This window comes from Vibrio sp. zbq_1 (assembly GCF_043102935.1).
GTDB lineage: Bacteria > Pseudomonadota > Gammaproteobacteria > Enterobacterales > Vibrionaceae > Vibrio > Vibrio parahaemolyticus.
In genome coordinates this window covers 127,937-148,868 of record NZ_JBICJH010000026.1, presented here as the reverse complement: position 1 = coordinate 148,868, position 20,932 = coordinate 127,937, and the positions used below count along the sequence as shown (strand labels likewise).

Genomic DNA, 20,932 nt, shown 5'->3' with positions numbered 1-20,932 from the left:
TTTCATTAACTTATTTCATATTAATAAACATTCATGCGCTAACTGGATGCTTTTCAACCAATTAGGTTAATCGCATTCATGCAAACAAGTTTGGTTTCGCCCATTTTCTTTTGCGCGGTATAACGCCGCATCAGCACTCTTTAACCATTGAGTATGACTTTCAAAATAAGGCTTATACTCGCAAACACCAATACTTATCGTGTAATTAATCAAAAAATCTTCTACTTTCACGATCTCTTGCTCAATTCTCTTACGTAATCGCTCGGCAAAATAGCATGCTTGCTCTTGATTGGTATGCGGTAATAGCACAGTAAACTCTTCGCCACCAAAGCGGCCACAAATGTCACTGCTGCGCGCGGTTTTACGAAGTAAAGCAGAAGTACGACGAATTACCTCGTCACCCGTTGGGTGGCCATAGGTGTCGTTTACTTTTTTAAAGTGGTCAATATCGAAGATAACCAGAGAACATGGTCCGTCGATCACTTTGAGGTGCGCAAACTCATCTTTTAATGATTGCTCCCAAAATGCTCGATTAAACAAACCTGTTAAACCATCCTTTCTGCTGATCTCAGACAAATGCTGATTGGTTTCTCGCAAATGGATTCGGTTTCTCGCCGTTTCGGAAACATCGTTCACTTGAATCGCAATATGGCTTACTTCGCCAGAAAGTGAACGCAATGGCGTGATAACGATGTCTTGAAACATAAAGTCACAGCTGTTGGAAACCGGTGAAAAGTTGTTGAATTTAAAAAGGTATGGTCGGTTTTCCCAACTGGAGAAGGAACGAGTCTCAAGATCAGCAGAGGCCTTTAGTTTCGTTTCCAACCACGTTCGTGGTAGTTCGTCGAAATGATCGAACAAGCATTGACCTAAAATATCTTGAGACAGCACACCGCTGTAAGACTGCATAAAGCTGTTCCAGACACACACGTTATATTCTGGATCAAGAACAATGAGCCCAGAATCCATGGTATCTAAAATTTGTGTGACCCAATGAAAGTCTGCTATGTCCAGCGTGATATCGGACATCAGATTAACTCCATGATTTCATAAATAATCTCTACTGATGGTTTGTCTATTAGAAATAATACTTCACACTCAAAATCGAGCGCTTCCGCCATGTAGGTATATTCGATGGTAAAGAGTTCGCCTGATTCTCCTTGTTCTTCATTGTAAGGAGTGATTGTATCGACGATGCCCGGCTGACGAAGTGAAAACTGCTTATCAAGTTGGTTCCCTAAAGAGGTTAGGAATGACGAAACCAGCAAGTTAGAGACATTTAAAATAATTTCATTATGAGGCGTAAATTCGAGCAGATACCCCAACCTTTCGCCAATTTGATTGATATCTTTCCCACGTAGGCAAACCAACGCCTCTCCGTGTATGCCGCCGCCAACAAAGCGCTGCGAAACCGCTACAGAGCTATCTCGCCCAATCACGTCCACCAGCGTCATATGCAATTCACCATAGGACAATGGCCCAACATGCGGAACTGGCAACTGGATAAACTCATGCAAGTGATCAGCCATAATGGCCGCCCCTTTGCCTAGCGCAATGTTGGCAATTTCACGAAACTTGGCAAGGGATGAAAGCTCTTCTTGGCTTTGTGCAGAATTAAGCTCCATTGATGTTCGCTGTGCATAATGCAACCCAAGACGCTCGTACAGCGGGATGACTTGTTCTTCTGACAACGGCTTTGCGATAAAATCCATTGCCCCTAACTCTAGGCAGCGCTGCTTTGCTTCTTGTTGTACATCACCCGACACGATCACGATCTGAGTTGGATAATGGCTTACGGGTAAAGACTCAAGAACCTCGAAACCGTCCATAATGGGCATCGTTAAATCGAGGAACAAAACGTCAATATTTTGTTCGGCTAAGATTTTCAGCGCCTCATTCCCGTCTTGGGCTTCGATAAGGTGCAATGAGGTATCTTGTACGATGGTTCGAGCGATAAGCTTACGAGCAACCGCCGAGTCATCACATATCAGTATTTTCATGCCACCAATGGAACTAAAGTCAAAAAAATAATCATACCTGTTGTAAACAAATTGCTCCATATGTTAAGCCGACAAATCATAGGCTTATAGGAGATTTGATTCACACTTATAAAAAATAGGTGTTTTTAATCAAAGTTTTCTTGCCGAAGTATGCTCAACTCCGCGCCAATCTCTTGTCGTTTATCCTAAACTATTGGTGGTCAAATAGATTCGCGAGGTTTTGTATGTGGCAAGCAATATCGCAACAACTTTCTGATACTTTACTGTTTGAATATCAGATCACCGAAAAAGTTCGACTATCCGGCGGAGACATTAGCGAAAGCTATATGATAAACGACGGTGAGCAACGCTATTTTGTCAAAATCAACGACCGAGAATTCTTGCACAAGTTTGAAGTTGAGGCCGAGAGCCTGCACTTGTTACGCGAAACTTCGACAATATTTGTCCCTGAAGTGGTATTGGTCGGTAAGACCAAAAACAACGCTTTCATTATTTTAAACTACCTTCCTACCAAACCCTTAGATGACCCTGAAAACAACTTCAAATTTGGTCAGCAATTAGCTCAACTGCATCAATGGGGAGAACAGAAAGAGTTTGGTTTCGATACCGACAATTATCTCGGTTCCACCCTGCAGCCGAATCAATGGCACAAAAAATGGTGCATGTTCTTCGCTGAGCAACGTATTGGTTGGCAACTGCAGTTATTAAAAGAGAAAGGCGTGACGCTAGTTGATATCGACGACTTTATTGACGTTGTAAAACAGCTTCTTGCGAACCATACGCCAGAACCGTCTCTTCTACATGGTGATTTATGGAATGGTAATGTTGCCCTCACCGCGTTTGGCCCGATTTGTTTCGATCCTGCATGCTATTGGGGGGACCGAGAATGCGACATCGCGATGACTGAATTGTTTGGAGGGTTCCAACCTGAGTTTTATCAAGGGTATGAATCGGTGATGCCATTGCTGCCTGGCTATCATGAACGAAAAGATATCTACAACCTCTATCACATCCTCAATCATTGTAATTTGTTCGGTGGGCATTATTTGGAGCAAGCTCAGCTCACTATCAATAAAATTATTTCTTACTAATTTGGAAGGCACAAGTCACTGCTTTGTGTCAATTTTCGAGGCACATCACTCAAGCTACAGACCCCAGATTCAAGGTTGAGTTTGGGGTCAAGTTTTGTACTTATTTCGAATCAATTAGCAACAAGTCCACCTAATATCTAAGTAACTTATCTTTAGATTGTGCCTGAGCCGTTGGCATAAATGGCGTTTACGCGATTTGTGAATGGTCAGGCAAAGTAAGTGAAAGGGCTGTACTTCCTTAAATATTGAGTTTTAAAAGCCCTGCAATACTAGGAGTTGTTGTATGAAAAATTATACTGAAAGGCATGTTAAGTGCCCGCATTGTGGGCACTCAATAGGCATAACATTGGATGCCAGTAATGGGGATCAAGAGTTTTATGATGATTGCCCGGCTTGTTGCCATGCGATTCATTTAAATATGCGCGTGGACGAACTTCAAGATAAAGTCGAGTTGTTTATTGATGACAACTACGAGTAGCCACACTCGGTATTGTTTTGAATCCATTTAAAATAGAAAAAGGAGCCTCTTTGCTCCTTTTTCTTCATCTATATGAGGCCAATCTATAAGGCCAAATCTGCGTTCCAGCTACAACTGTTTAGCCGCCAGTACGCGCTCAACAGTATCAACGATAGCTTGAGTTTGTGGATCGAATTCAATGTTCACCTTGTCACCCACCTGTCGACTGCCAAACAAGGTTCTTTGTAAAGTTTCAGGAATCAAATGTACAGAGAAACGGTTTGCTTCAACTTCTCCAATGGTTAGCGAGCAACCGTCGATACCGATGTAACCTTTCGCAAGAACATATTTCATCGACTCTTGTGGTAACTCAAACCAAATTGTGCGGTTGTTCGGCGTATCAATCACATCCACAATGTTTGCCATTAAGCTAATGTGACCAGACATACTGTGCCCACCGATTTCGTCACCAAATTTAGCAGCGCGCTCAACGTTAACGGCGCTTCCTTCTTCGAGAAGCCCCAAGTTGGTCAACGCAAGCGTGGCTTGCATCAAGTCAAAGCTGACTCGATTTCCATCGATGTTCGTCACAGTTAAACAGCAGCCATTGTGCGCTACAGACGCACCAATTTCTAACCCTTCGATTAACGCGCCATCGAGTTCAATGACGTGAGTTTGAAAACGCTCTTTCTTATCAATCTGAACAACCTTCGCTGTTCCTTGCACTATTCCTGTAAACATGTCTTTTACCTACTGATGCAATATAAACGTTGGCTATCCGCACAGACACTGAAGTCCCGCGACATTTTGCCTTCTATACCTAAACAATCCTTCGAAGAAAGCCAAAATGAGAATCGCTTAGGTATAGCATATGCACATACAATTGTTTATCATTTGCGCGGAGTTTCTCCGAGGCATTTTTTCACCTTATCGTGACTAAAATCAACCATCAGATCAGTTCATCACATCTTTTGTCCTCGAGCACTCCCTTTCTTTCAATCTTATTGTTCCGCTCTGGAGTATTTTTCGTGCATCGCTATAAAGAAGAAGCATCGAGTCTAATTAAATTGGCTACCCCTGTATTGATCGCGTCTGTCGCTCAAACGGGCATGGGTTTTGTCGATACCGTAATGGCAGGTGGCGTTAGCGCAACTGACATGGCTGCGGTATCTGTCGCTTCAAGCATTTGGCTGCCATCTATTTTGTTTGGTATTGGCCTGCTTATGGCTTTGGTTCCTGTTGTGGCGCAGCTTAACGGATCTGCGCGTCGCGAAAAGATCCCATTTGAAATTCAGCAAGGTGTTGTCCTTGCGTTGTTAATCAGTATCCCGATCATTGGTGTGTTACTGCAAACACAGTTCATTCTACAATTGATGGACGTAGAAGCTGTGATGGCAGATAAAACCGTCGGCTACATTCATGCTGTGATTTTCGCTGTGCCAGCTTTTCTTCTCTTCCAAACTCTGCGCAGTTTCACTGATGGTATGTCATTAACCAAGCCAGCGATGGTGATTGGATTTATTGGTTTGCTACTGAACATCCCGCTTAACTGGATTTTCGTTTACGGTAAATTTGGCGCGCCTGAGTTGGGTGGCGTAGGTTGTGGCGTAGCAACCACCATCGTCTATTGGGTTATGTTCGCGTTGCTGTTGGCGTATGTGATGACGTCATCACGACTAAAAAGCATCAATGTGTTTGGCGAATACCATAAACCACAATGGAAAGCGCAAGTTCGCCTGTTCAAACTGGGTTTCCCTGTTGCAGCGGCACTGTTCTTTGAAGTGACACTGTTTGCTGTAGTGGCGCTGTTGGTATCACCACTTGGCCCAATCATCGTTGCGGCGCACCAAGTTGCGATTAACTTCTCTTCGTTGGTATTTATGTTGCCAATGAGTGTAGGTGCTGCGGTAAGTATTCGCGTTGGCCACCGTTTGGGTGAAGAAAATGTCGACGGAGCACGCGTTGCATCTCGCGTCGGTATTATGGTTGGTCTTGCTTTAGCAACGATTACAGCGATCATCACAGTACTGTCTCGAGAACTGATTGCTGAGCTTTACACCAATAACCCAGAAGTAATCACACTAGCGATGCAGTTATTGCTGTTTGCCGCGGTTTACCAATGCACAGACGCCGTTCAAGTCATCGCAGCCGGTGCACTTCGTGGCTACAAAGACATGCGCGCGATCTTCAACCGCACGTTCATCGCGTATTGGATTCTTGGCCTTCCTACTGGTTACATTCTTGGTCGTACAGATTGGATTGTTGAACCAATGGGCGCGCAAGGTTTCTGGCTTGGCTTTATCATCGGCCTGACCGCAGCTGCGTTAATGCTTGGTGTTCGCCTTCGTTGGATGCACCGTCAAGAGCCCGATGTACAACTTAACTTTTCTCTGCAGTAATTCTGCTCGCCATTGGTGACGGTTTACAACAGAACATAAAAGCCAGCATTCGCTGGCTTTTTTGATCTTCATGGCAAGTTGTTAGGTATACTTTTTGACAATGCATTAATTGAGTAACACAAGCAAACAGACAAGGAAGTTCGTGAAAATCCTATTCTTCGCATTACTCGCTTTGCTCAGCGGTTGCAACGGTTGGACGAATCCAGAGCGCGCAATCTTTGAAAAGTACCATCAACGTTTAGCGAACGTACTCGACGTTCCCCCGAGAGAGCTGGACGAGGCTTCCGCTATCACGATTCCTGATAAAAGGGCTTTGTATCAAGAGCTGCCAAGATTGTCGCTAGGGTTACTAGAGAGTTACCAGCTGCGTAAATGCGGCCTGTTCAACCTGATTGCGGAAAAGAACTCCCAATTGGGCAAAGTACAAGATCCTTTCCATGACCTGGATTACCAGACCACTTTGCTCAACACGCTCAATGGTTGTTTGACTGAATACCCCTTGAGCGAAGACGAACGCACGACGTTAACTCGCCTGTATGAACAAAAATGGCAGCATCTTCCCGTTCATCTTGATAACGTTCTCCTCACAAGCGAAAGCATGCGCAAGCAACTCACCGCTTCAAGTTGGTTATCAGCCAAAAGCCGGAATCAAACTGCTCATGTCAGTGAAACCTTTCATGCGCTAAATGCCATGTATGAGACGCCTAAAGGGGGCATTTCGCGCTTACCCTCTTTCTCCTTCGTGCAATATCAAGAGGAAATGGAAAAGTCTCGCTTGATGGGTAAGGTTTACTTCACTTTGAACAGCACTTCTGAGTGGCTTGATGTCACCACAAAATTGCTAGAAGGAAATCAGGAGCGCATTGTGTGTGGAAAGAATCGAGACACCACACAATTTCGCTATTTGAAAAATGTTTTCCAGTCAATTTATGTTGAAGAAGTACAGCCATACCTCGCCTTTGTCGACAGTACATATCAGCAGTTGAATGATGGTGCAATGATCATTGAGCAGAGAATGGAACTTCATGGGGAAAGTTATGGCGTGATAAAAGCGCATGAGCAATTTAGAACAAAGACCCTCGAACATGTTAAGTTCTGGCAGGGTCTTTTTAAACGTTGTGGCGTGGTAGTGGGAAACTCACCTACTCCTTGAATCGTTCTCTCAAAAAGCGAGCAAATCTTGGTTTCCCCGTTTGGGTAAACCCGTTGTATCTAAACGTAATGGTAGAGCCGATTTTCGGCGGATGGCGACGAACTTCATCCGTAAAACCGCTGCCGATGTAAAACTCTGTACCATCTGGCAAACGCACGAGCATTGCGCCCATCATCCCAAGCAAACGCCCCGTTCCCGGTTTGTAGCCAACCACTTGAGCTTCCGTGTCGGCGTAGCGCTTTAGCTTAAGTAAGTCGCTTCCTCTGCCCGCTTGGTAACGGCTCGACACTTTACGCAGCATCACGCCTTCGCCATCGGACAAGGAAATTTTATCCAGTTGAGCAAACAAATGTTGCTCGTTTTGGATGGCTCGGTGCTCAACGTATTTGATGTGGTGCTCATCAATATCAAACACTAAATCCTGAATGTTGTAATAACGTTTTCGGTAATCTCCTGCGGAATACGGCATGTCAAACACCATAAAATCGATTTCGCGCCACGCGCTATCAATTGGTGTTTTATCAAGAACGGTTTGCTGAACAATGTGAAAATTTCCGCGTCCGGCCCAAAGCTCACCATCCAATGGATAGTTCGGAAGTGACTCAGTGAACCACTCGGGCGCATAAATTCGGTTTCCGTTGCGGGTCACGAGGTGTTGACCTGTCCAGTAGGCTCGAATTCCATCGAGTTTCTCACTGTACCAATACTCAGAAACATCTATTCCATCTTGATAGGTTTCAGCAAGAGAGACGGGCGGAGCTATAGGTGTATTCGCTTGGGGCTGCGCAGATGCCATAACGGCAAGGGCAATCAATGTCATTTTTAATGGCATGGGAGAACCTTGTACAAAAAAGCATCTTTATTGAAACGTAACTCCACCGATTTACCTATTTGTCAGTGTTAATTATTCGACTCATAACAATCAACATAAGTAATGGTTTGCAATGTAAATCATAAAGTTTAGACAGGTATTGCATTTGTTTTTTCAGCTCACGTTAATGGCACGGTTATAAAGCCAAACTCTCCTCTTCAATTTTCAATCTGCATCTAAATCATCGTTCATTTTTGATTCTCAAATTGAGAACTGGGCGTTTCTCAATTTGAACATCACACTGCCATCACTTTAATTGATTGAAATTATTGAATTTAAATTTTGGCACGCTCCCTGCTCTACGAGATTAGGAAAGAACCTAAATGGAGATAGGATCATGGAACTACGCAAACTTGAAATCACCCAAGACAAACTAGCGATTGAGATTTTTGGTGACTTGGATGCAAACGGCTGTCGTCAAGCCCAACATCACATTGATGAAGTAATTCACAACAATCATCACAAAGAAGTCGAAATCAACCTCCAGCACGTCCAATTTCTTGATTCCTCAGGGATTGGTGCCATTGTTTACTTATATAAGCGCCTAGTTGAACGTGAACGAAGCATGAGTATTGAAAACGTATCAGGTCAGCCATTAGAAATCATGAGCTTGCTACGTATCAACCATGCCATTCCCGTCAATTCAAAAGGACACTAAAAATACCGGTTTAAACGGAGGTTGGCATGGTAAATCTAATACGACGAAGTGTAGTTAGCGGTCTCGTTGTCGGCATGTTTGGTTGTTCGTCATTTGATTATCCCGATCATGGTCAGGGTGGATTGGCGGAAAGCTATCAAGATATTTCGATTGAGAACTATCAGTTCTCGCCTGTGATGCCAGATGAACCATTGGGCCCAGAGCATGGATTGCGATTCGATTGGCAGTTGACCAAGCTTCATCTCGACGCTTTGATTCAAGAAGGCGCTCGTTGGTGCTTCCCTGCTGCAGTGGTGCAAGCACTCGAGAAGCAAAATCGCATTGCTCGTGAACTAGAAGGCGGTTTACTGCTTGATGCCGCGAATGACCTGGTCATCCAGCGTCGTCGATTAAACCAGCTTGAGCAGCAACTCGACTACGTACTTACGCAAACCGCTTGCACGCCGCCGGACGACATTGATGCGCTAAGGAATGACCTAAACATCGTCGCCGATATTTATGCGCTGCTCAACGTCGATAATCAGTTTGCCATTGATTCTGCGGAGATCAATCCGAAGTACATGGGACACTTGGCAGAAGCCGCTTATATTCTGCGTGACCACCCAGCTCTGTCTCTGGTTGTCACTGGCCATGCGGACGTCACGGGTACGCCTGAGCACAATAAAAAACTAGCACAGGAACGAGCCGAGCAAGTTAAACGATACTTAAGTGTGTTCGGTGTAGCGTCAGACCGTGTACAAACCAAATCTGTTGGCGACACATTGCCTTTGTATGAGGGACAAACGCCAGCCGTGCGCCTAACCAACCGTCGAGTGAGCATCGAAGTTCTCAGCGCAAACTCTGATAGCAATGCGCCAAGTAATCACAATTTACCTAACAAAGGCAACATGCCAACGAGCGCGAGCGGTTCGATAGGAGGCGCGTTATGAGCATTTTCAAAACGTTTTTTGCCTTGTTCACGTTGTGCGTGCTCGCTTGGGTAACCCCTCTGCATGCCGCAGATAACGACACAGTAAAAGTTGGTGACTTAGTACAGATCAACCTGCCCGGCGAAGCATCGCTAAACCAAGGTTTTCAAGTGGACCGCCGCGGACGAATCAACTTACCGGAAATTGGTCCGGTGTTTGTTGCTGGTTATAACGAGCAGCAATTGCAAGATGTCATTATTGAAACGCTGAAAACCGTCTATCGAGACGTGAATAACGCTCGCGTGTTCATTAAACAGCAACAACTGCTTGTCTCCGTGCAAGGCTACGTTGTTAAGCCGGGTGAATACACGTTGCCCGCAGGTTCTAACATCCAAATGTTTGTTTACGAAGCTGGCGGACTCCGTGCTGGCGCGCAGCTCGACAAAATGATCGTCAAACGTGGCGATCAGAACATCGAGTTCGATTACAAACGCTTTTTGGATACAGGCGACAACAGCCAGCTACCAAAACTGGAATCGTTAGACGTGTTATTTGTGCCTGCTTCCCCATTGGTCGGCAACATTGAGCAAGAGTTCGATGCAGCCAAACTCGCCAACTCTGGTGACAGTGCCGACTCCGCCCGCGCAATCAAAGTGTTCGGTGAAGTGAACGCCCCGGGCTCATTTACTTACAAGCCAAACACCACACTTGTCGATGTGGTCATGCGCGCTGGCGGTGTTACTCGCTACGCGAGCGTTGAGCAAATTCGCGTGATTACGAACAACACACCAACCATGTTCAACTTGAAAACCTACCTAGATACTGGCGATCAAAGCTTGCTGCCTGAGATATTGCCGGGCGCAACCATCTTTGTGCCTAAGCAGGAAGAAGAGATAAAAGCTGGTGCGAACGTAGTTTATATCATGGGTGAAGTTGCGCACCCGGGAGCTTACGAAGGTAAACAAGGCGCGAGCTTTATGGACATTCTGGCAAACGCAGGGGGCCCGACTCGTTACGCAGAATCACGCCAAATACGAGTGATAAAAGCCGACGGTCAGGTGATCAAATTCGACTTAACGGCGCATACTGAAGGGCTCTCTTCCGTGGCGCCACCAAAAGTGAGTGCCGGCGACGCGATATTCGTACCGGAAAAGACCGATTTTAATGAAAAGTCATGGTTGAAAGTCGCACCAAGTCGCGCCGTTGCCGTAATGGGTGAAGTCGTTCGTCCAGGCCGAATCGAATGGTCAGATGAAATGGACCTCATTGATTTGCTGGCTCACGTTGGCGGCCCGACTCGCCGTGCCGACACCTCCAAAATTGAAGTGGCCAACAACGGTCAAATGACGAATTTCGATTTAGACCAGTACATTTTAGATGGTTCGCCAGCGTCTAACTTGCCACGCGTTTCTGCCGGCACGGTAGTGCGCGTTCATGCACTGCCAGATGACCCTTCCGACAACAAATCTCAATGGGTCAGCCAAAGCTCAGACGCGTCCATTTACGTGTTTGGTCAAATCAACGCACCTGGTCGCTATCGCTTCACGGACGAAATGCACTTTCTCGATATTCTTTCGGCCGCCGACGGCCCGACTATGGATGCCGATATCCACAATATTCGCGTGACTCATCGCGGTTTAGGCTACGCAAAAGTGAGCAAACTAAATCTGTCGATGTATTTCGAAACGGGAGATGAATCTATCCTGCCAGACGTGCGCCCTGGCGACACTATTTACATTCCGGAGAAAAACAAAAACTGGCTCGACCGTTCTAAAGAATCCACCGTGCGCGTACTGGGTGAAGTACGAGATCCGGGACGCTACGTGTTCAACGACAACATGACGGTTTTAGACTTATTGGCAGAAGCTGGCGGCCCAACAAACAGCGCTTATCTTGAGAAAATTAGCATCGTCAATATGTCGTGCTGCCAAGGCCAAGCGAGAACGTTCGACCTCGTAAACTTCAGCAAAACCGCCAACATTTACGATCTGCCTGTCATTCGAGCTGGGGATACGATTTACATTCCTCATAAAGATGAAAGCTTTGCAGAAAAAGCGCGCGCTGGTTTGAGAGACATTCTTCAAATCACCACCACCATCGTGTTAATAGGAGCGCTGTAATGACCATTCCTGCGACTCATGCTGAAATCGAGCAAATCTATCTGCAAAGTGAACAAAAGGGTCACAGATCGATTTGCGTGGTGGGCTGTAAATCTGAAGAAGGCGTTACGTCTGTCGCCTCTTCTCTTGCCGAGCGCCTTATCTTGGCAGGTTACCGCACGTTATATGTAGACTTGAACTTATTCAAACCCGCGTATCACACGGTGCACGAGTTTGATGATGACGCAAATGTCGGTCATTTAATTACGCGCGAAGATGCGCACCAAACGCTGGTGGGATTGCCTGCCCCGTCCTTGGCAAGCACCAAACTGGCGTATCGAGATCCAACCACACTGAGGAAAAACATCGAGACATGGTTATCTCAGTATGATCGCATTGTCATCGACACCTCTCCGTTGCTCAGTGTGAATAAGAGTAACATTCCACCGCAAGTCATCGCGGGAGTTTGTGATGCAACGCTTCTGGTTGCTCATTATGGGTCTACGACGACAACGCAACTTGAGCAAGCCAAAAAGCTGCTTGAAGCAAGCGATGCCAATCTGATTGGCTCGGTGCTAAACATGAAACACACTCCGAGCCTAAAAGACGAGCTGATTCGCCAAGTCGAAAAGCTGCGCTTTTTACCGAAAAAATGGAAAGACAAACTGGCACAGCAGATTAAAAAAAGTGAACTGTTTATGTTATAGGGAGCGCTTATTATGAATTCCAATACTGCACAACACATTGAACAAGAGTTGGTTGATGAGCTCATTCTCCAGCAAATGATTAAAGACACCTGCGCGGAGATCATTCCCACGTTGATTGAACACTATATCGAAGAGTCTCGCGAACGGATGCAAAAAATTGAGCGGGCGTTGGGTGAGCATGACCTAGAAAAACTCGAGTTTGAAGTCCATACACTTGGCAGTTCTGCACTGGCATTAGGCAATCGCCCATTGTCTCGTCAAGCCAGAAGCATCGAGAAACATTGCGTCGAAGGTAAAACCCAACAAGCATTGGAACTGTGTGCAGCATTGCCTTTACTGGCTGAACGTTCGTTTGAAGCGCTCAACCTGCGCAAGGCTCAAGGTTTTGAGTAACAAGAAGAAAACCCGCAAAACCATATGAACCATCGCACTTATTAAAGTGCGATTTGGTCTTCACCTTTTAAAATTCATACCGCGCTTAATCAATTAAAAAGTAAAGAATTTTCGCAATATCCCTGCCCTGTGCTAATACTTAACTATAACTTTTCTCAAATTGAGAATCTTCTAGCTACTTGAGGATGCTTATCTATTTTTTCTTTCTCATCAATCTCCAAGTGAGCTGGCAGAATCATAACAATGAATCAGATTAAGTTGGGATAGGACTATGAGACCAAGGGTGTTATTGGTAGAAGACTCTACCTCATTAGCCATACTTTATAAGCAATATGTGAAAGATGAGCCTTACGACATTTTCCATGTCGAGACAGGTCGTGATGCCATTCAATTCATTGAACGCAGCAAGCCTCAACTGATCATTTTGGATTTAAAACTTCCAGACATGTCGGGTGAAGACGTGTTGGATTGGATCAATCAAAATGATATTCCCACTTCAGTCATCATCGCCACCGCACACGGTAGCGTCGACTTAGCTGTAAACTTGATACAAAAAGGCGCTGAAGACTTCTTAGAAAAACCCATCAATGCCGACCGTCTTAAAACCTCTGTGGCACTGCATCTAAAGCGAGCCAAATTGGAAGACTTGGTAGAAAACATTCAGTCTACCTTCGATCGCCACAACTATCATGGCTTCATTGGCTCAAGCCTACCGATGCAAGCGGTATACAAAACGATAGATGCCGTCGCACCAACCTCGGCCAGCGTCTTTATCGTCGGTGAAAGTGGCACGGGTAAAGAAGTGTGCGCCGAGGCCGTTCATCGCCAAAGTGATCGCAGAGACAAACCTTTCATCGCCATCAACTGTGGTGCGATACCACGAGATTTGATGGAAAGTGAGATTTTCGGTCACGTTAAAGGGGCGTTTACTGGCGCAACCACAGACAGAAAAGGCGCAGCAACATTAGCCCACGGAGGGACGCTATTTCTCGACGAGCTGTGTGAAATGGAACTGGAAATGCAGAAAAAGCTACTGCGCTTCTTACAAACGGGCACTTACACCCCACTTGGCGGCACAAAAGAGATGAAAGTCGATGTACGTATCATTTGCGCCACCAACCGAGATCCACTTACAGAGGTGGAAGAAGGACGCTTTCGCGAAGACTTGTATTACCGTGTTCACGTTGTGCCGATTGATATGCCACCTTTGAGAGAAAGAGGAAGTGACATCGTCACGTTAGCCAAGCATTTTCTCACGACTTACGCCAAAGAGGACAAGAAAAAATTCTCTAACATTGATACCGAAGCGCAGCACGTGATCAAACATTACGAATGGCCTGGCAACGTAAGGCAGCTACAAAACATCATTCGTAATATCGTGGTACTCAACAATGATGAAAAAGTCACGGTGGCTCACCTGCCCGCTCAGTTAACTCAAAAGAAAACGCAGGCAAGAACCGTAACCCCTGTGCACGTCGAATCATCAAGCCCGAGCAACAACCTCAACGGACATAATGCTCCAGCGATGCAAACACAACCCATTGAACCAGTGCAACCTGTTCAAGAGGTGCCCGCTCAACAAATGCAACCTACTGTCGGCGTTGAAACACCGAGTCATTCCTTATCGCCGTACTTTAATGCAGACGGAAGTATCCGACCAATGTGGCAAGTCGAACGTGAAGCGATTCAAAACGCGATCGCTTATTGTGATGGTAACGTGCTCAATGCCGCTGTGATGCTGGAGCTAAGCCCTTCAACGGTCTATCGTAAAAAACAAGCGTGGGAAGCGGATGAAGTTAATCTCGAACAATCCTGATTTACCCATTGTGGGCGAAGTTTGGATTTTTGTTGATAGCCGCATTTTTGGCGGCATCGAAAGCCACATATTAGAGCTGGCAAAAGGCATTCTCGCGTTTGGGCACGCCGTGCGTATAGTGTTGCCAACGGAGTACACACCTCAAGCGCAGCTTGTAGAAAAAGCGCAAGCGGCAAACATTCCCACCAGCTATTTGCCGCAGATATCTGGCGTTCCGTTGAATACAATTGCGATCAAGCACCTCACCAGTGCTGTCGCGCATCATCAACCGATTGTGCTGCACACTCACGGCTACAAGGCGAGCATACTGGCTCGCACCGCCAAACTGCTCACTCGCACTTTTCCGCGTTTGGTTTCAACTTATCATGCCGGTGAGTCGTCATCGGGCAAACTGTGGCTTTACGACGGGTTGGACAGATGCTCAGGCTACCTCTCGGATCACTGCTTTGCAGTAAGTAAAAGTATTCAAGATAAAGTGCTCTGCCCCTCGCAACTGCTCAACAACTTTGTCGCGCTACCAAGCATGAACAACCATTATCAAGAGATCTCGTTTGTTGGTCGCTTAAGCCATGAAAAAGGCGCAGATCAATTTATCGAGTTAGCGAAAGCCTGCCCCGATTATCGCTTCTCTATCTATGGCGATGGGCCTGAGCGACAAAACTTAGAGACAACCGCACCAGCGAATGTCATTTTTCATGGTCATCAAACAGACATGAACGCGGTATGGGAAAATATCAGCGTATTGATTATCTCTTCTCGCTTCGAAGGACTACCCATGGCGGCACTTGAGGCAATGGCACGCGGCATTGTGGTGATCAGTCTAAAGGTCGGACGTTTACCCGACATCATTCAATCCGGCAACAATGGTTTTATTGCCGATGATGTCCCCGCTCTCGCGCTCAATCTACAGTACTGGATGGCGATGGAGAAAAGCCAACAAGAACGAATCCGTAAAAACGCACGCCAAACGATCGTAGAACAGTTCTCAACAGAGAGCGTTATTCCCGTATTGCTAACGCAATATCAAATTGAGATGGATAACTAACCCATATTGGTTCTCAAATTGAGAATTTGTCTCGCTGCCTCTTTGTTTTCATTTCCTCATCTATACATTTCAATCACTTAAACCAATAGCATATTTTGGCATCTCGGTTGCAGTAGTCGAATTAGATTAACGATAAGACCGAGGTGACTTATGACTACTCCAAAACGCATTCTTTACGTTCATTATGGTGATAACTGGATTCGCGGCAGTGAAGTGGTACTACTCGATCTTATCTTGGGTATCGACCGAGACAAGTTCGAGCCAATTGTCTGGTCGAACTGCCAACCTCTGATTGAGAAATGCCAAGATCTTGGTATCAAAGCAGAGCACTCTACGTTCAATCTCGTCGGTGGCTGGTGTGCGCCGCGTTGGGACATCACGGGTTGGAATAACCTGATCAAACAAGGTTCAGCGCTCATCGAGAAGCACAATATCGACCTCGTTCATGTCAACAGCGGTGGCCCTTGCCAGTGGATGTCCTTAGCCGCACGCATGAATCATGTACCTCTAGTCACGCAATTGCATTGTCACTACACGTTGCGCGATCGTTTTTCGCTTGGCTTGCACCTTTCGCCGAAACTAATCTGTGTGAGCAAAGATGTAGGCCGTGAAATTCTGCGCGATGGTTATCCAGAAGATCAACTGCACGTAGTGCACAACGGCGTCTCTTTGGATGACTCTGAAGCGCCTATCGACATCAAAGCGCGCTTGGGTATTCCTGCTAATGCATTCACCTTCCTTTCGGTTGGTTCGCTGATCAAACGCAAAGGGTTTGACCGCCTCATTCATGCTATGCGAATGCACAACTACCATCAAACCAATCCACATCTCGTGATTGTCGGCGACGGTGAAGAGCGCGAAAACTTGAAGCAATTAGTTACCGTTCTTGGTATGCAAGACCGCGTGCACTTCGTCGGAGAACAGACCAATGCAGGCGCTTGGATGTCGGGTAATGCTGACGCTTTCATTAGCGGCGCATACGAAGAGGCTTTTGGTCTAGTCGTAGGAGAAGCGGCATTAGCAAAACTGCCAATCGTAGCACCTAAAACTGGCGGTATTCCCGAATTGTTCGAGCACAACCATAGCGCCCTTCTTTATCCAAACCAGGGCATGGCTGGACTGCTGAATGCGATTCAATTGGTCATGCAAGATGCCGACTTGCGAGAAAAACTGGCTGAAAATGCCTACCTACATGCTAGCCAAAACTTGACCACGACCGCTTCCGTCAAAGCGATTGAAGCAATTTATGAAACCGAGCTGGAAAACAAAACTGTTGTACCGATGTCAATGGCGCAGTGCATGAAACCCATTTCCCGCTGGTTGAGCATCAACTGAGGAACAGATCATGAAACGTGTATTGATGTTCGATGCGATTCCAATGCAAGGTGGCTCCAAAATCGCCAATGCGGAGCTACTCAAACAGTGCAATAAGCTCAACGTTGTTGGTTATTTGGTGACAACAAAACCCGAGCATTGGACGCCACTTTTGGAAGACACGCCGCGCATCCAGATTCTCAACATAAAAGCGGCGCCGTTTTGCTCAACTCATGGCCTTATCTATTGGTTGATGAACGCGTTTTACCTGATTCAACTGCTCAAGGTTTGCATGAAGCTGCCAAAAATAGATTGGTATCTGGGGCTTTCTTGCCCAAGCAATGACATGCCTTTGTACCTGATGAGATTGTTCAGCCGCAAGCCAGTGGTACAAATGATTCACGGACCGGTTGGCGTCGCAAGATCGTCCGGCTACTGCTTAGTAAAAGCCAGCGCTATCTACTATCTGTCAAACACTCGCGAATCCTTGATTAACGCGTTGCAAGCCTATTTAAAAACACCAAAACCTGCGACGGAAAGATATTGGAGTACATTGAACGCCTCCACATTTGTGAACGGCCTTTCTCGCGAACGCTGGCCGAAACAAGCTAATCCAATCTCCAATCGCGTGTTTTGGGCAGCGAGTTTGTTGAAATGGAAAAACGTGGATTTACTGCTGGATGCCCTAACGTTAGAAAACACCACCACTATTCAATCCACCATTTGTTACATCAAACCGAATGTACCAGGCTTTGAATATTCCACTCCGGATTTTAATACCAAAGGGGTCGATTGGTATGAATCTCCAAACAACCTCAACGAATTGCGTGCACAGTGTGGTGTTTTTGTTTCCACCAGCGTGAACGAACCTTTCGGGCTTTCCATTTTAGAAGCACTGGCGTCCGGTATGTGTGTGGTTATCCCTCACGATGATAGCTATTGGGATCGCGTATTGACTCATGGAAAGAACTGCATCAAATACACACCGAATAATGCGGCTTCTCTGCACAACGCGATTCGTCTGCTTAATGAGTCACCGTGGATGAAGGTCACAATGGGACTTGAAGCCTTAAATGTCGCACAGCTATACAGCGCGGAACGCTGCTACATGCCAATAGCTCAATATTTATGTTCAGAGCATGCGCCAACCAGTCATCACGGTGCCAAAGCGCGAAACAACGTCAAAGGATATGACCATGTCTAAAGCAATGACCAACATGTCACTTTTCGCGATTGCGTTAGTGATCAACAAAAGCATCAGCTTACTCATGTTGCCTGTGCTCCCACACTTTTTGACGCCAGAGCAAATGGGTAAGCTCGAGCTACTGACCACTTTTGGCGTAGTGACAACCTTGTTGGTCAGCTTTGCTTTGCACGAAGCACTCTATCGTTTTGTCGGCGTGGAGAAAGACGCACAAAAAAGAACCGCTTCTCTCAACCAACTTTACTCATTGTCGGTACTGATCGCCGGCGCGGTGGCAGCAATTCTCCTGTTACTGATTGCGTTGCTCCCTATTCCTGAACCTTTTACGCGCATCGAATTTGCTGTTGTCACGCTTGCCATTGTTCTGGAAGGCAGCATTGCGATTGGCACGGCTTGGCTGCGCACTCAAGATGACAAAGCCAAAACACTGCTTCAAGTGATGGTGACGACGACTCTACTGCAAGTCACGTTTATCGTCGCGGCGCTTGCGCTGCACCCGCATATCACCTCGGTGCTGATTGGCGGTCTTATCGCTGCGGTCATGCAATTTGTTTGGTTACACATCATCAACCGTTACACCCTTGCTCTGCCTCAGATTGCCTTAGCCAAGCAGTATTTGAATTACTGCCTACCAGTAATGCTGTCTGCGCTTGTCGCGTTTTGTTTGAATGGTGCCGAGCGCTGGTTCATCGGCGCAAATGCTTCGTTGGCGACGTTAGGGATTTATGCGATTGCGGTTAAGTTCGCAGTGGGTATGTGTATTTTGGTGCAGCCATTTGGCATGTGGTGGATGCCACGACGCTTTACGTACCTCGAAAATGGTCGAGATAGTGAAGCCGTGCGTGTTTCCCATTTAGGGATGATTTATGTTTCTGCGCTCAGCGTGGTTGTAGCGACACTAGCAATGGTCATGATCACGAACTTCTTGCCAGAGACCTACCATGAAGCGGTACTTTACACTCTGTTCTTGCTACCGATTGCGATGCTCAAGGAATGGAGCGAATTGTTAAACATCGCCATTCTTTTCAAACGCAGAACCCGATGGTTGCTTGGTATTAATGTGGTTTCTGCCTTCGTTGCGATTGGGTTGCTGTTTGGTTTGTCTTCTCTCGGTATTTTTGGTGTGTTCATTGCGTTGTACTACGCGCAGCTTTGTAAACTCGGCCTAACTTACGCGGTTGGCCAACAGTGTATGACTCTACCATTCCATTTGAGTTTGATGGTTTTACTGCAAATTATCTCAGGTGTGGCACTGTTCCTGCTTCACTCTTCACAATCGATAGGAATCGCCATCGCAATTTGCATTTTGACATGCAGCCTCCTGGCAGGACTCACCGTTCGTTACGTGAGTAAAGAAACCCGCAGCGCATTAAGTCAGCAATTCATTCGATGGCGCGGACAAGTGAAGAGATATTCGATATGAGCTCAACCGACGTGAGAACAAAACAATCCATTGCAGCGCTGACGATCACCGTCGTGATTGCGCTGCTTTGGATCGTGATGCCTCACCCCATTTTGATTGTGGCAGTGTGCTTTGCACCGTTGGCATTGCTATTCGTCCTCAATCAAACCTTTTGGCTCGTGACACTGTTCGTTATCTTTTCCTTTTTCCGTATTCACGAAGCGTTTCCTGCCATTTACAGTTTTAAAATCCCATTGCTTTTATCCCTTGGCGCGTTAGCTGCGCTAGCTTTTCATCTACTGCTAAGTCGTCAACTTACGGCATTCTGGCACCCTTCACTCAAGTGGCTGTGCATTTTCTGGGGGCTGGTTATCATCGGGATTGTGTTCGCCTCTAGCCGAGATATTGCCATCACGGTATTTAAAAATACGTATTGGAAAATCATTGTGATGACCTTGGCGATCACTTGGCTGATCACCAAACCGCAGCAGCTCGCTCAAATGTCCCGAGCGATCATCGTCGCCGGCATGTTGATTGGGTTAGTCGCGCTTAACAACGCAGCGAACGGCATTGATTTAGTCGAAGGCACTCGCGTGTCGATTGGGCGTTCCATTGGTTCAGTGCTGGGCGACCCTAACGACTTGGCACTCGTGTTGATGTTTCCTCTCGCCTTTACCGTTAGTCAATTGATGGAAAAACGCTCGCCAACCCTATTACGACTCTTCGCGCTTATCACCTGCTTTATCCTGTTTTTCGCAGTGATACAAACACAAAGCCGTGGCGGTTTGTTGGGATCGCTCTCCGTGTTTGCTTACTTCGCCTTTAAACACATCAAAAGCAAAACCTTGGTTTTGGTTCTTGGGGCAGTTGCAGCTTTAGCTTTGTATGCTTTTGCTGGGATTTCGGGGCGTGAATCCGGCGGCGCCGCAGAAGATGGTATCGACGCATCGGCGATGGGTCGCTTGTACGCATGGGAAGCAGCTTTCAAAATGGCACTCCACCACCCGTTTACTGGAGTGGGACTGGATAACTTCTACTTCAACTACTATTTCTACAGCCCACATTGGGATGGCATTAACCACGCGGTGCACAGTACATGGTTTGGCGTGTTAGCGGAAACCGGATTTGTCGGGCTAGCGGTATTCATCACGCTGATCGTCTCGTTGATTCGCACCTCTTTGAAATCCATTTCGCTGCTCACACCTGATTCCGATTACGCACTGACTGTTGGCGCAAACGCGGTACTGAGCGGCCTTATCGGCACCATTGTCTCGGGTACGTTTCTTACTCAAGGTTTTACTTGGCCAATCTATATCCTAGCCGCGCTCACCGTGGTGGTCAGTCGTATCGTTCAATCTGATTGTCAAAATGAGAAATCCTAATCCTTTCATTTTGACAATAATACAACTAGCTGT

General features: G+C 46.4%; 19 protein-coding genes. 15 read left to right on the top strand and 4 right to left on the bottom strand.

Going from position 1 to position 20,932, the window contains the following annotated elements; genetic code table 11:
• Positions 1–66: 66 nt before the first annotated feature.
• A complete protein-coding gene (locus ACF8CV_RS13265) occupies positions 67–1,029 on the bottom strand; it encodes a sensor domain-containing diguanylate cyclase (protein WP_005453915.1) in 963 nt (320 codons plus the stop codon).
• Entirely contained in the window at positions 1,029–2,000 is a 972-nt protein-coding gene (locus ACF8CV_RS13260) for a response regulator (RefSeq protein WP_005488594.1), read from the bottom strand. The genes ACF8CV_RS13265 and ACF8CV_RS13260 overlap by 1 nt, the downstream gene beginning before the upstream one ends.
• A gap of 224 nt (positions 2,001–2,224) precedes the next feature.
• Here ACF8CV_RS13260 and ACF8CV_RS13255 point away from each other — a divergent pair, with 224 nt between their 5' ends.
• Together ACF8CV_RS13255 and ACF8CV_RS13250 are read left to right on the top strand one after the other, a co-directional pair.
• Complete coding sequence (locus tag ACF8CV_RS13255) at positions 2,225–3,091, top strand: fructosamine kinase family protein (RefSeq protein ID WP_054389447.1); 867 nt, start codon at positions 2,225–2,227, stop codon at positions 3,089–3,091.
• 283 nt (positions 3,092–3,374) lie between these two features.
• Positions 3,375–3,569: a CPXCG motif-containing cysteine-rich protein gene (locus ACF8CV_RS13250; RefSeq protein ID WP_005396219.1), complete on the top strand. Its 195-nt coding sequence runs from the start codon at positions 3,375–3,377 to the stop codon at positions 3,567–3,569.
• Positions 3,570–3,677: 108 nt separating this feature from the next.
• Here the strand turns inward: ACF8CV_RS13250 and ACF8CV_RS13245 are convergent, their stop codons facing one another.
• Positions 3,678–4,289, bottom strand: a complete 612-nt coding sequence (locus ACF8CV_RS13245; RefSeq protein ID WP_020840658.1) for a riboflavin synthase — start codon at positions 4,287–4,289, stop codon at positions 3,678–3,680.
• A gap of 287 nt (positions 4,290–4,576) precedes the next feature.
• Here ACF8CV_RS13245 and ACF8CV_RS13240 point away from each other — a divergent pair, with 287 nt between their 5' ends.
• Together ACF8CV_RS13240 and ACF8CV_RS13235 are read left to right on the top strand one after the other, a co-directional pair.
• Complete coding sequence (locus ACF8CV_RS13240; RefSeq protein WP_015296717.1) at positions 4,577–5,947, top strand: MATE family efflux transporter; 1,371 nt, start codon at positions 4,577–4,579, stop codon at positions 5,945–5,947.
• Between the two features lie 142 nt (positions 5,948–6,089).
• Positions 6,090–7,100, top strand: coding sequence for a DUF3080 domain-containing protein (locus ACF8CV_RS13235; RefSeq protein WP_171056001.1), 1,011 nt, complete (start codon positions 6,090–6,092; stop codon positions 7,098–7,100).
• Here the strand turns inward: ACF8CV_RS13235 and ACF8CV_RS13230 are convergent.
• Complete coding sequence (locus ACF8CV_RS13230; RefSeq protein ID WP_017448527.1) at positions 7,090–7,932, bottom strand: DNA ligase; 843 nt, start codon at positions 7,930–7,932, stop codon at positions 7,090–7,092. The genes ACF8CV_RS13235 and ACF8CV_RS13230 overlap by 11 nt on opposite strands.
• Before the next feature lie 376 nt (positions 7,933–8,308).
• Here ACF8CV_RS13230 and ACF8CV_RS13225 point away from each other — a divergent pair, with 376 nt between their 5' ends.
• From ACF8CV_RS13225 to ACF8CV_RS13175, 11 genes are all read left to right on the top strand, one after another.
• A complete protein-coding gene (locus ACF8CV_RS13225; protein ID WP_005454817.1) occupies positions 8,309–8,629 on the top strand; it encodes an STAS domain-containing protein in 321 nt (106 codons plus the stop codon).
• A gap of 26 nt (positions 8,630–8,655) precedes the next feature.
• Positions 8,656–9,558 (top strand): OmpA family protein, encoded by a 903-nt coding sequence (locus ACF8CV_RS13220; protein ID WP_025796375.1) that lies wholly within the window; start codon positions 8,656–8,658, stop codon positions 9,556–9,558.
• Positions 9,555–11,657 carry an SLBB domain-containing protein gene (locus tag ACF8CV_RS13215; protein ID WP_025520508.1) on the top strand — a complete coding sequence of 701 codons (2,103 nt, stop codon included), beginning with the start codon at positions 9,555–9,557 and terminating at the stop codon, positions 11,655–11,657. Before ACF8CV_RS13220 ends, ACF8CV_RS13215 begins: the two co-directional genes overlap by 4 nt.
• Positions 11,657–12,343, top strand: coding sequence for a CpsD/CapB family tyrosine-protein kinase (locus ACF8CV_RS13210; protein WP_138938702.1), 687 nt, complete (start codon positions 11,657–11,659; stop codon positions 12,341–12,343). The genes ACF8CV_RS13215 and ACF8CV_RS13210 overlap by 1 nt, the downstream gene beginning before the upstream one ends.
• A gap of 12 nt (positions 12,344–12,355) precedes the next feature.
• Complete coding sequence (locus ACF8CV_RS13205; protein WP_005454845.1) at positions 12,356–12,736, top strand: Hpt domain-containing protein; 381 nt, start codon at positions 12,356–12,358, stop codon at positions 12,734–12,736.
• A gap of 271 nt (positions 12,737–13,007) precedes the next feature.
• Complete coding sequence (locus ACF8CV_RS13200) at positions 13,008–14,552, top strand: sigma-54 dependent transcriptional regulator (RefSeq protein WP_025524990.1); 1,545 nt, start codon at positions 13,008–13,010, stop codon at positions 14,550–14,552.
• Positions 14,527–15,597, top strand: a complete 1,071-nt coding sequence (locus ACF8CV_RS13195; protein ID WP_086583800.1) for a glycosyltransferase family 4 protein — start codon at positions 14,527–14,529, stop codon at positions 15,595–15,597. Before ACF8CV_RS13200 ends, ACF8CV_RS13195 begins: the two co-directional genes overlap by 26 nt.
• Before the next feature lie 150 nt (positions 15,598–15,747).
• Positions 15,748–16,932, top strand: a complete 1,185-nt coding sequence (locus tag ACF8CV_RS13190) for a glycosyltransferase (RefSeq protein WP_138938703.1) — start codon at positions 15,748–15,750, stop codon at positions 16,930–16,932.
• A gap of 10 nt (positions 16,933–16,942) precedes the next feature.
• Positions 16,943–18,115 carry a glycosyltransferase family 4 protein gene (locus ACF8CV_RS13185; RefSeq protein ID WP_138938704.1) on the top strand — a complete coding sequence of 391 codons (1,173 nt, stop codon included), beginning with the start codon at positions 16,943–16,945 and terminating at the stop codon, positions 18,113–18,115.
• Complete coding sequence (locus ACF8CV_RS13180; protein ID WP_170926572.1) at positions 18,108–19,538, top strand: lipopolysaccharide biosynthesis protein; 1,431 nt, start codon at positions 18,108–18,110, stop codon at positions 19,536–19,538. The genes ACF8CV_RS13185 and ACF8CV_RS13180 overlap by 8 nt, the downstream gene beginning before the upstream one ends.
• Positions 19,535–20,899: an O-antigen ligase family protein gene (locus ACF8CV_RS13175; RefSeq protein ID WP_021823082.1), complete on the top strand. Its 1,365-nt coding sequence runs from the start codon at positions 19,535–19,537 to the stop codon at positions 20,897–20,899. The genes ACF8CV_RS13180 and ACF8CV_RS13175 overlap by 4 nt, the downstream gene beginning before the upstream one ends.
• Positions 20,900–20,932 lie beyond the last annotated feature (33 nt).

Bases quoted from the DNA above. Each gene is read 5' to 3' on its own strand.
- ACF8CV_RS13195 (WP_086583800.1), top strand. From the start codon at position 14,527: ATGAAGTTAATCTCGAACAATCCTGATTTACCCATTGTGGGCGAAGTT.
- ACF8CV_RS13215 (WP_025520508.1), top strand. From the start codon at position 9,555: ATGAGCATTTTCAAAACGTTTTTTGCCTTGTTCACGTTGTGCGTGCTC.
- ACF8CV_RS13250 (WP_005396219.1), top strand. From the start codon at position 3,375: ATGAAAAATTATACTGAAAGGCATGTTAAGTGCCCGCATTGTGGGCAC.
- ACF8CV_RS13260 (WP_005488594.1), bottom strand. From the start codon at position 2,000: ATGAAAATACTGATATGTGATGACTCGGCGGTTGCTCGTAAGCTTATC.
- ACF8CV_RS13210 (WP_138938702.1), top strand. From the start codon at position 11,657: ATGACCATTCCTGCGACTCATGCTGAAATCGAGCAAATCTATCTGCAA.
- ACF8CV_RS13200 (WP_025524990.1), top strand. From the start codon at position 13,008: ATGAGACCAAGGGTGTTATTGGTAGAAGACTCTACCTCATTAGCCATA.
- ACF8CV_RS13220 (WP_025796375.1), top strand. From the start codon at position 8,656: ATGGTAAATCTAATACGACGAAGTGTAGTTAGCGGTCTCGTTGTCGGC.
- ACF8CV_RS13190 (WP_138938703.1), top strand. From the start codon at position 15,748: ATGACTACTCCAAAACGCATTCTTTACGTTCATTATGGTGATAACTGG.
- ACF8CV_RS13230 (WP_017448527.1), bottom strand. From the start codon at position 7,932: ATGCCATTAAAAATGACATTGATTGCCCTTGCCGTTATGGCATCTGCG.
- ACF8CV_RS13225 (WP_005454817.1), top strand. From the start codon at position 8,309: ATGGAACTACGCAAACTTGAAATCACCCAAGACAAACTAGCGATTGAG.
- ACF8CV_RS13180 (WP_170926572.1), top strand. From the start codon at position 18,108: ATGTCTAAAGCAATGACCAACATGTCACTTTTCGCGATTGCGTTAGTG.
- ACF8CV_RS13175 (WP_021823082.1), top strand. From the start codon at position 19,535: ATGAGCTCAACCGACGTGAGAACAAAACAATCCATTGCAGCGCTGACG.
- ACF8CV_RS13255 (WP_054389447.1), top strand. From the start codon at position 2,225: ATGTGGCAAGCAATATCGCAACAACTTTCTGATACTTTACTGTTTGAA.
- ACF8CV_RS13245 (WP_020840658.1), bottom strand. From the start codon at position 4,289: ATGTTTACAGGAATAGTGCAAGGAACAGCGAAGGTTGTTCAGATTGAT.
- ACF8CV_RS13185 (WP_138938704.1), top strand. From the start codon at position 16,943: ATGAAACGTGTATTGATGTTCGATGCGATTCCAATGCAAGGTGGCTCC.
- ACF8CV_RS13205 (WP_005454845.1), top strand. From the start codon at position 12,356: ATGAATTCCAATACTGCACAACACATTGAACAAGAGTTGGTTGATGAG.
- ACF8CV_RS13265 (WP_005453915.1), bottom strand. From the start codon at position 1,029: ATGTCCGATATCACGCTGGACATAGCAGACTTTCATTGGGTCACACAA.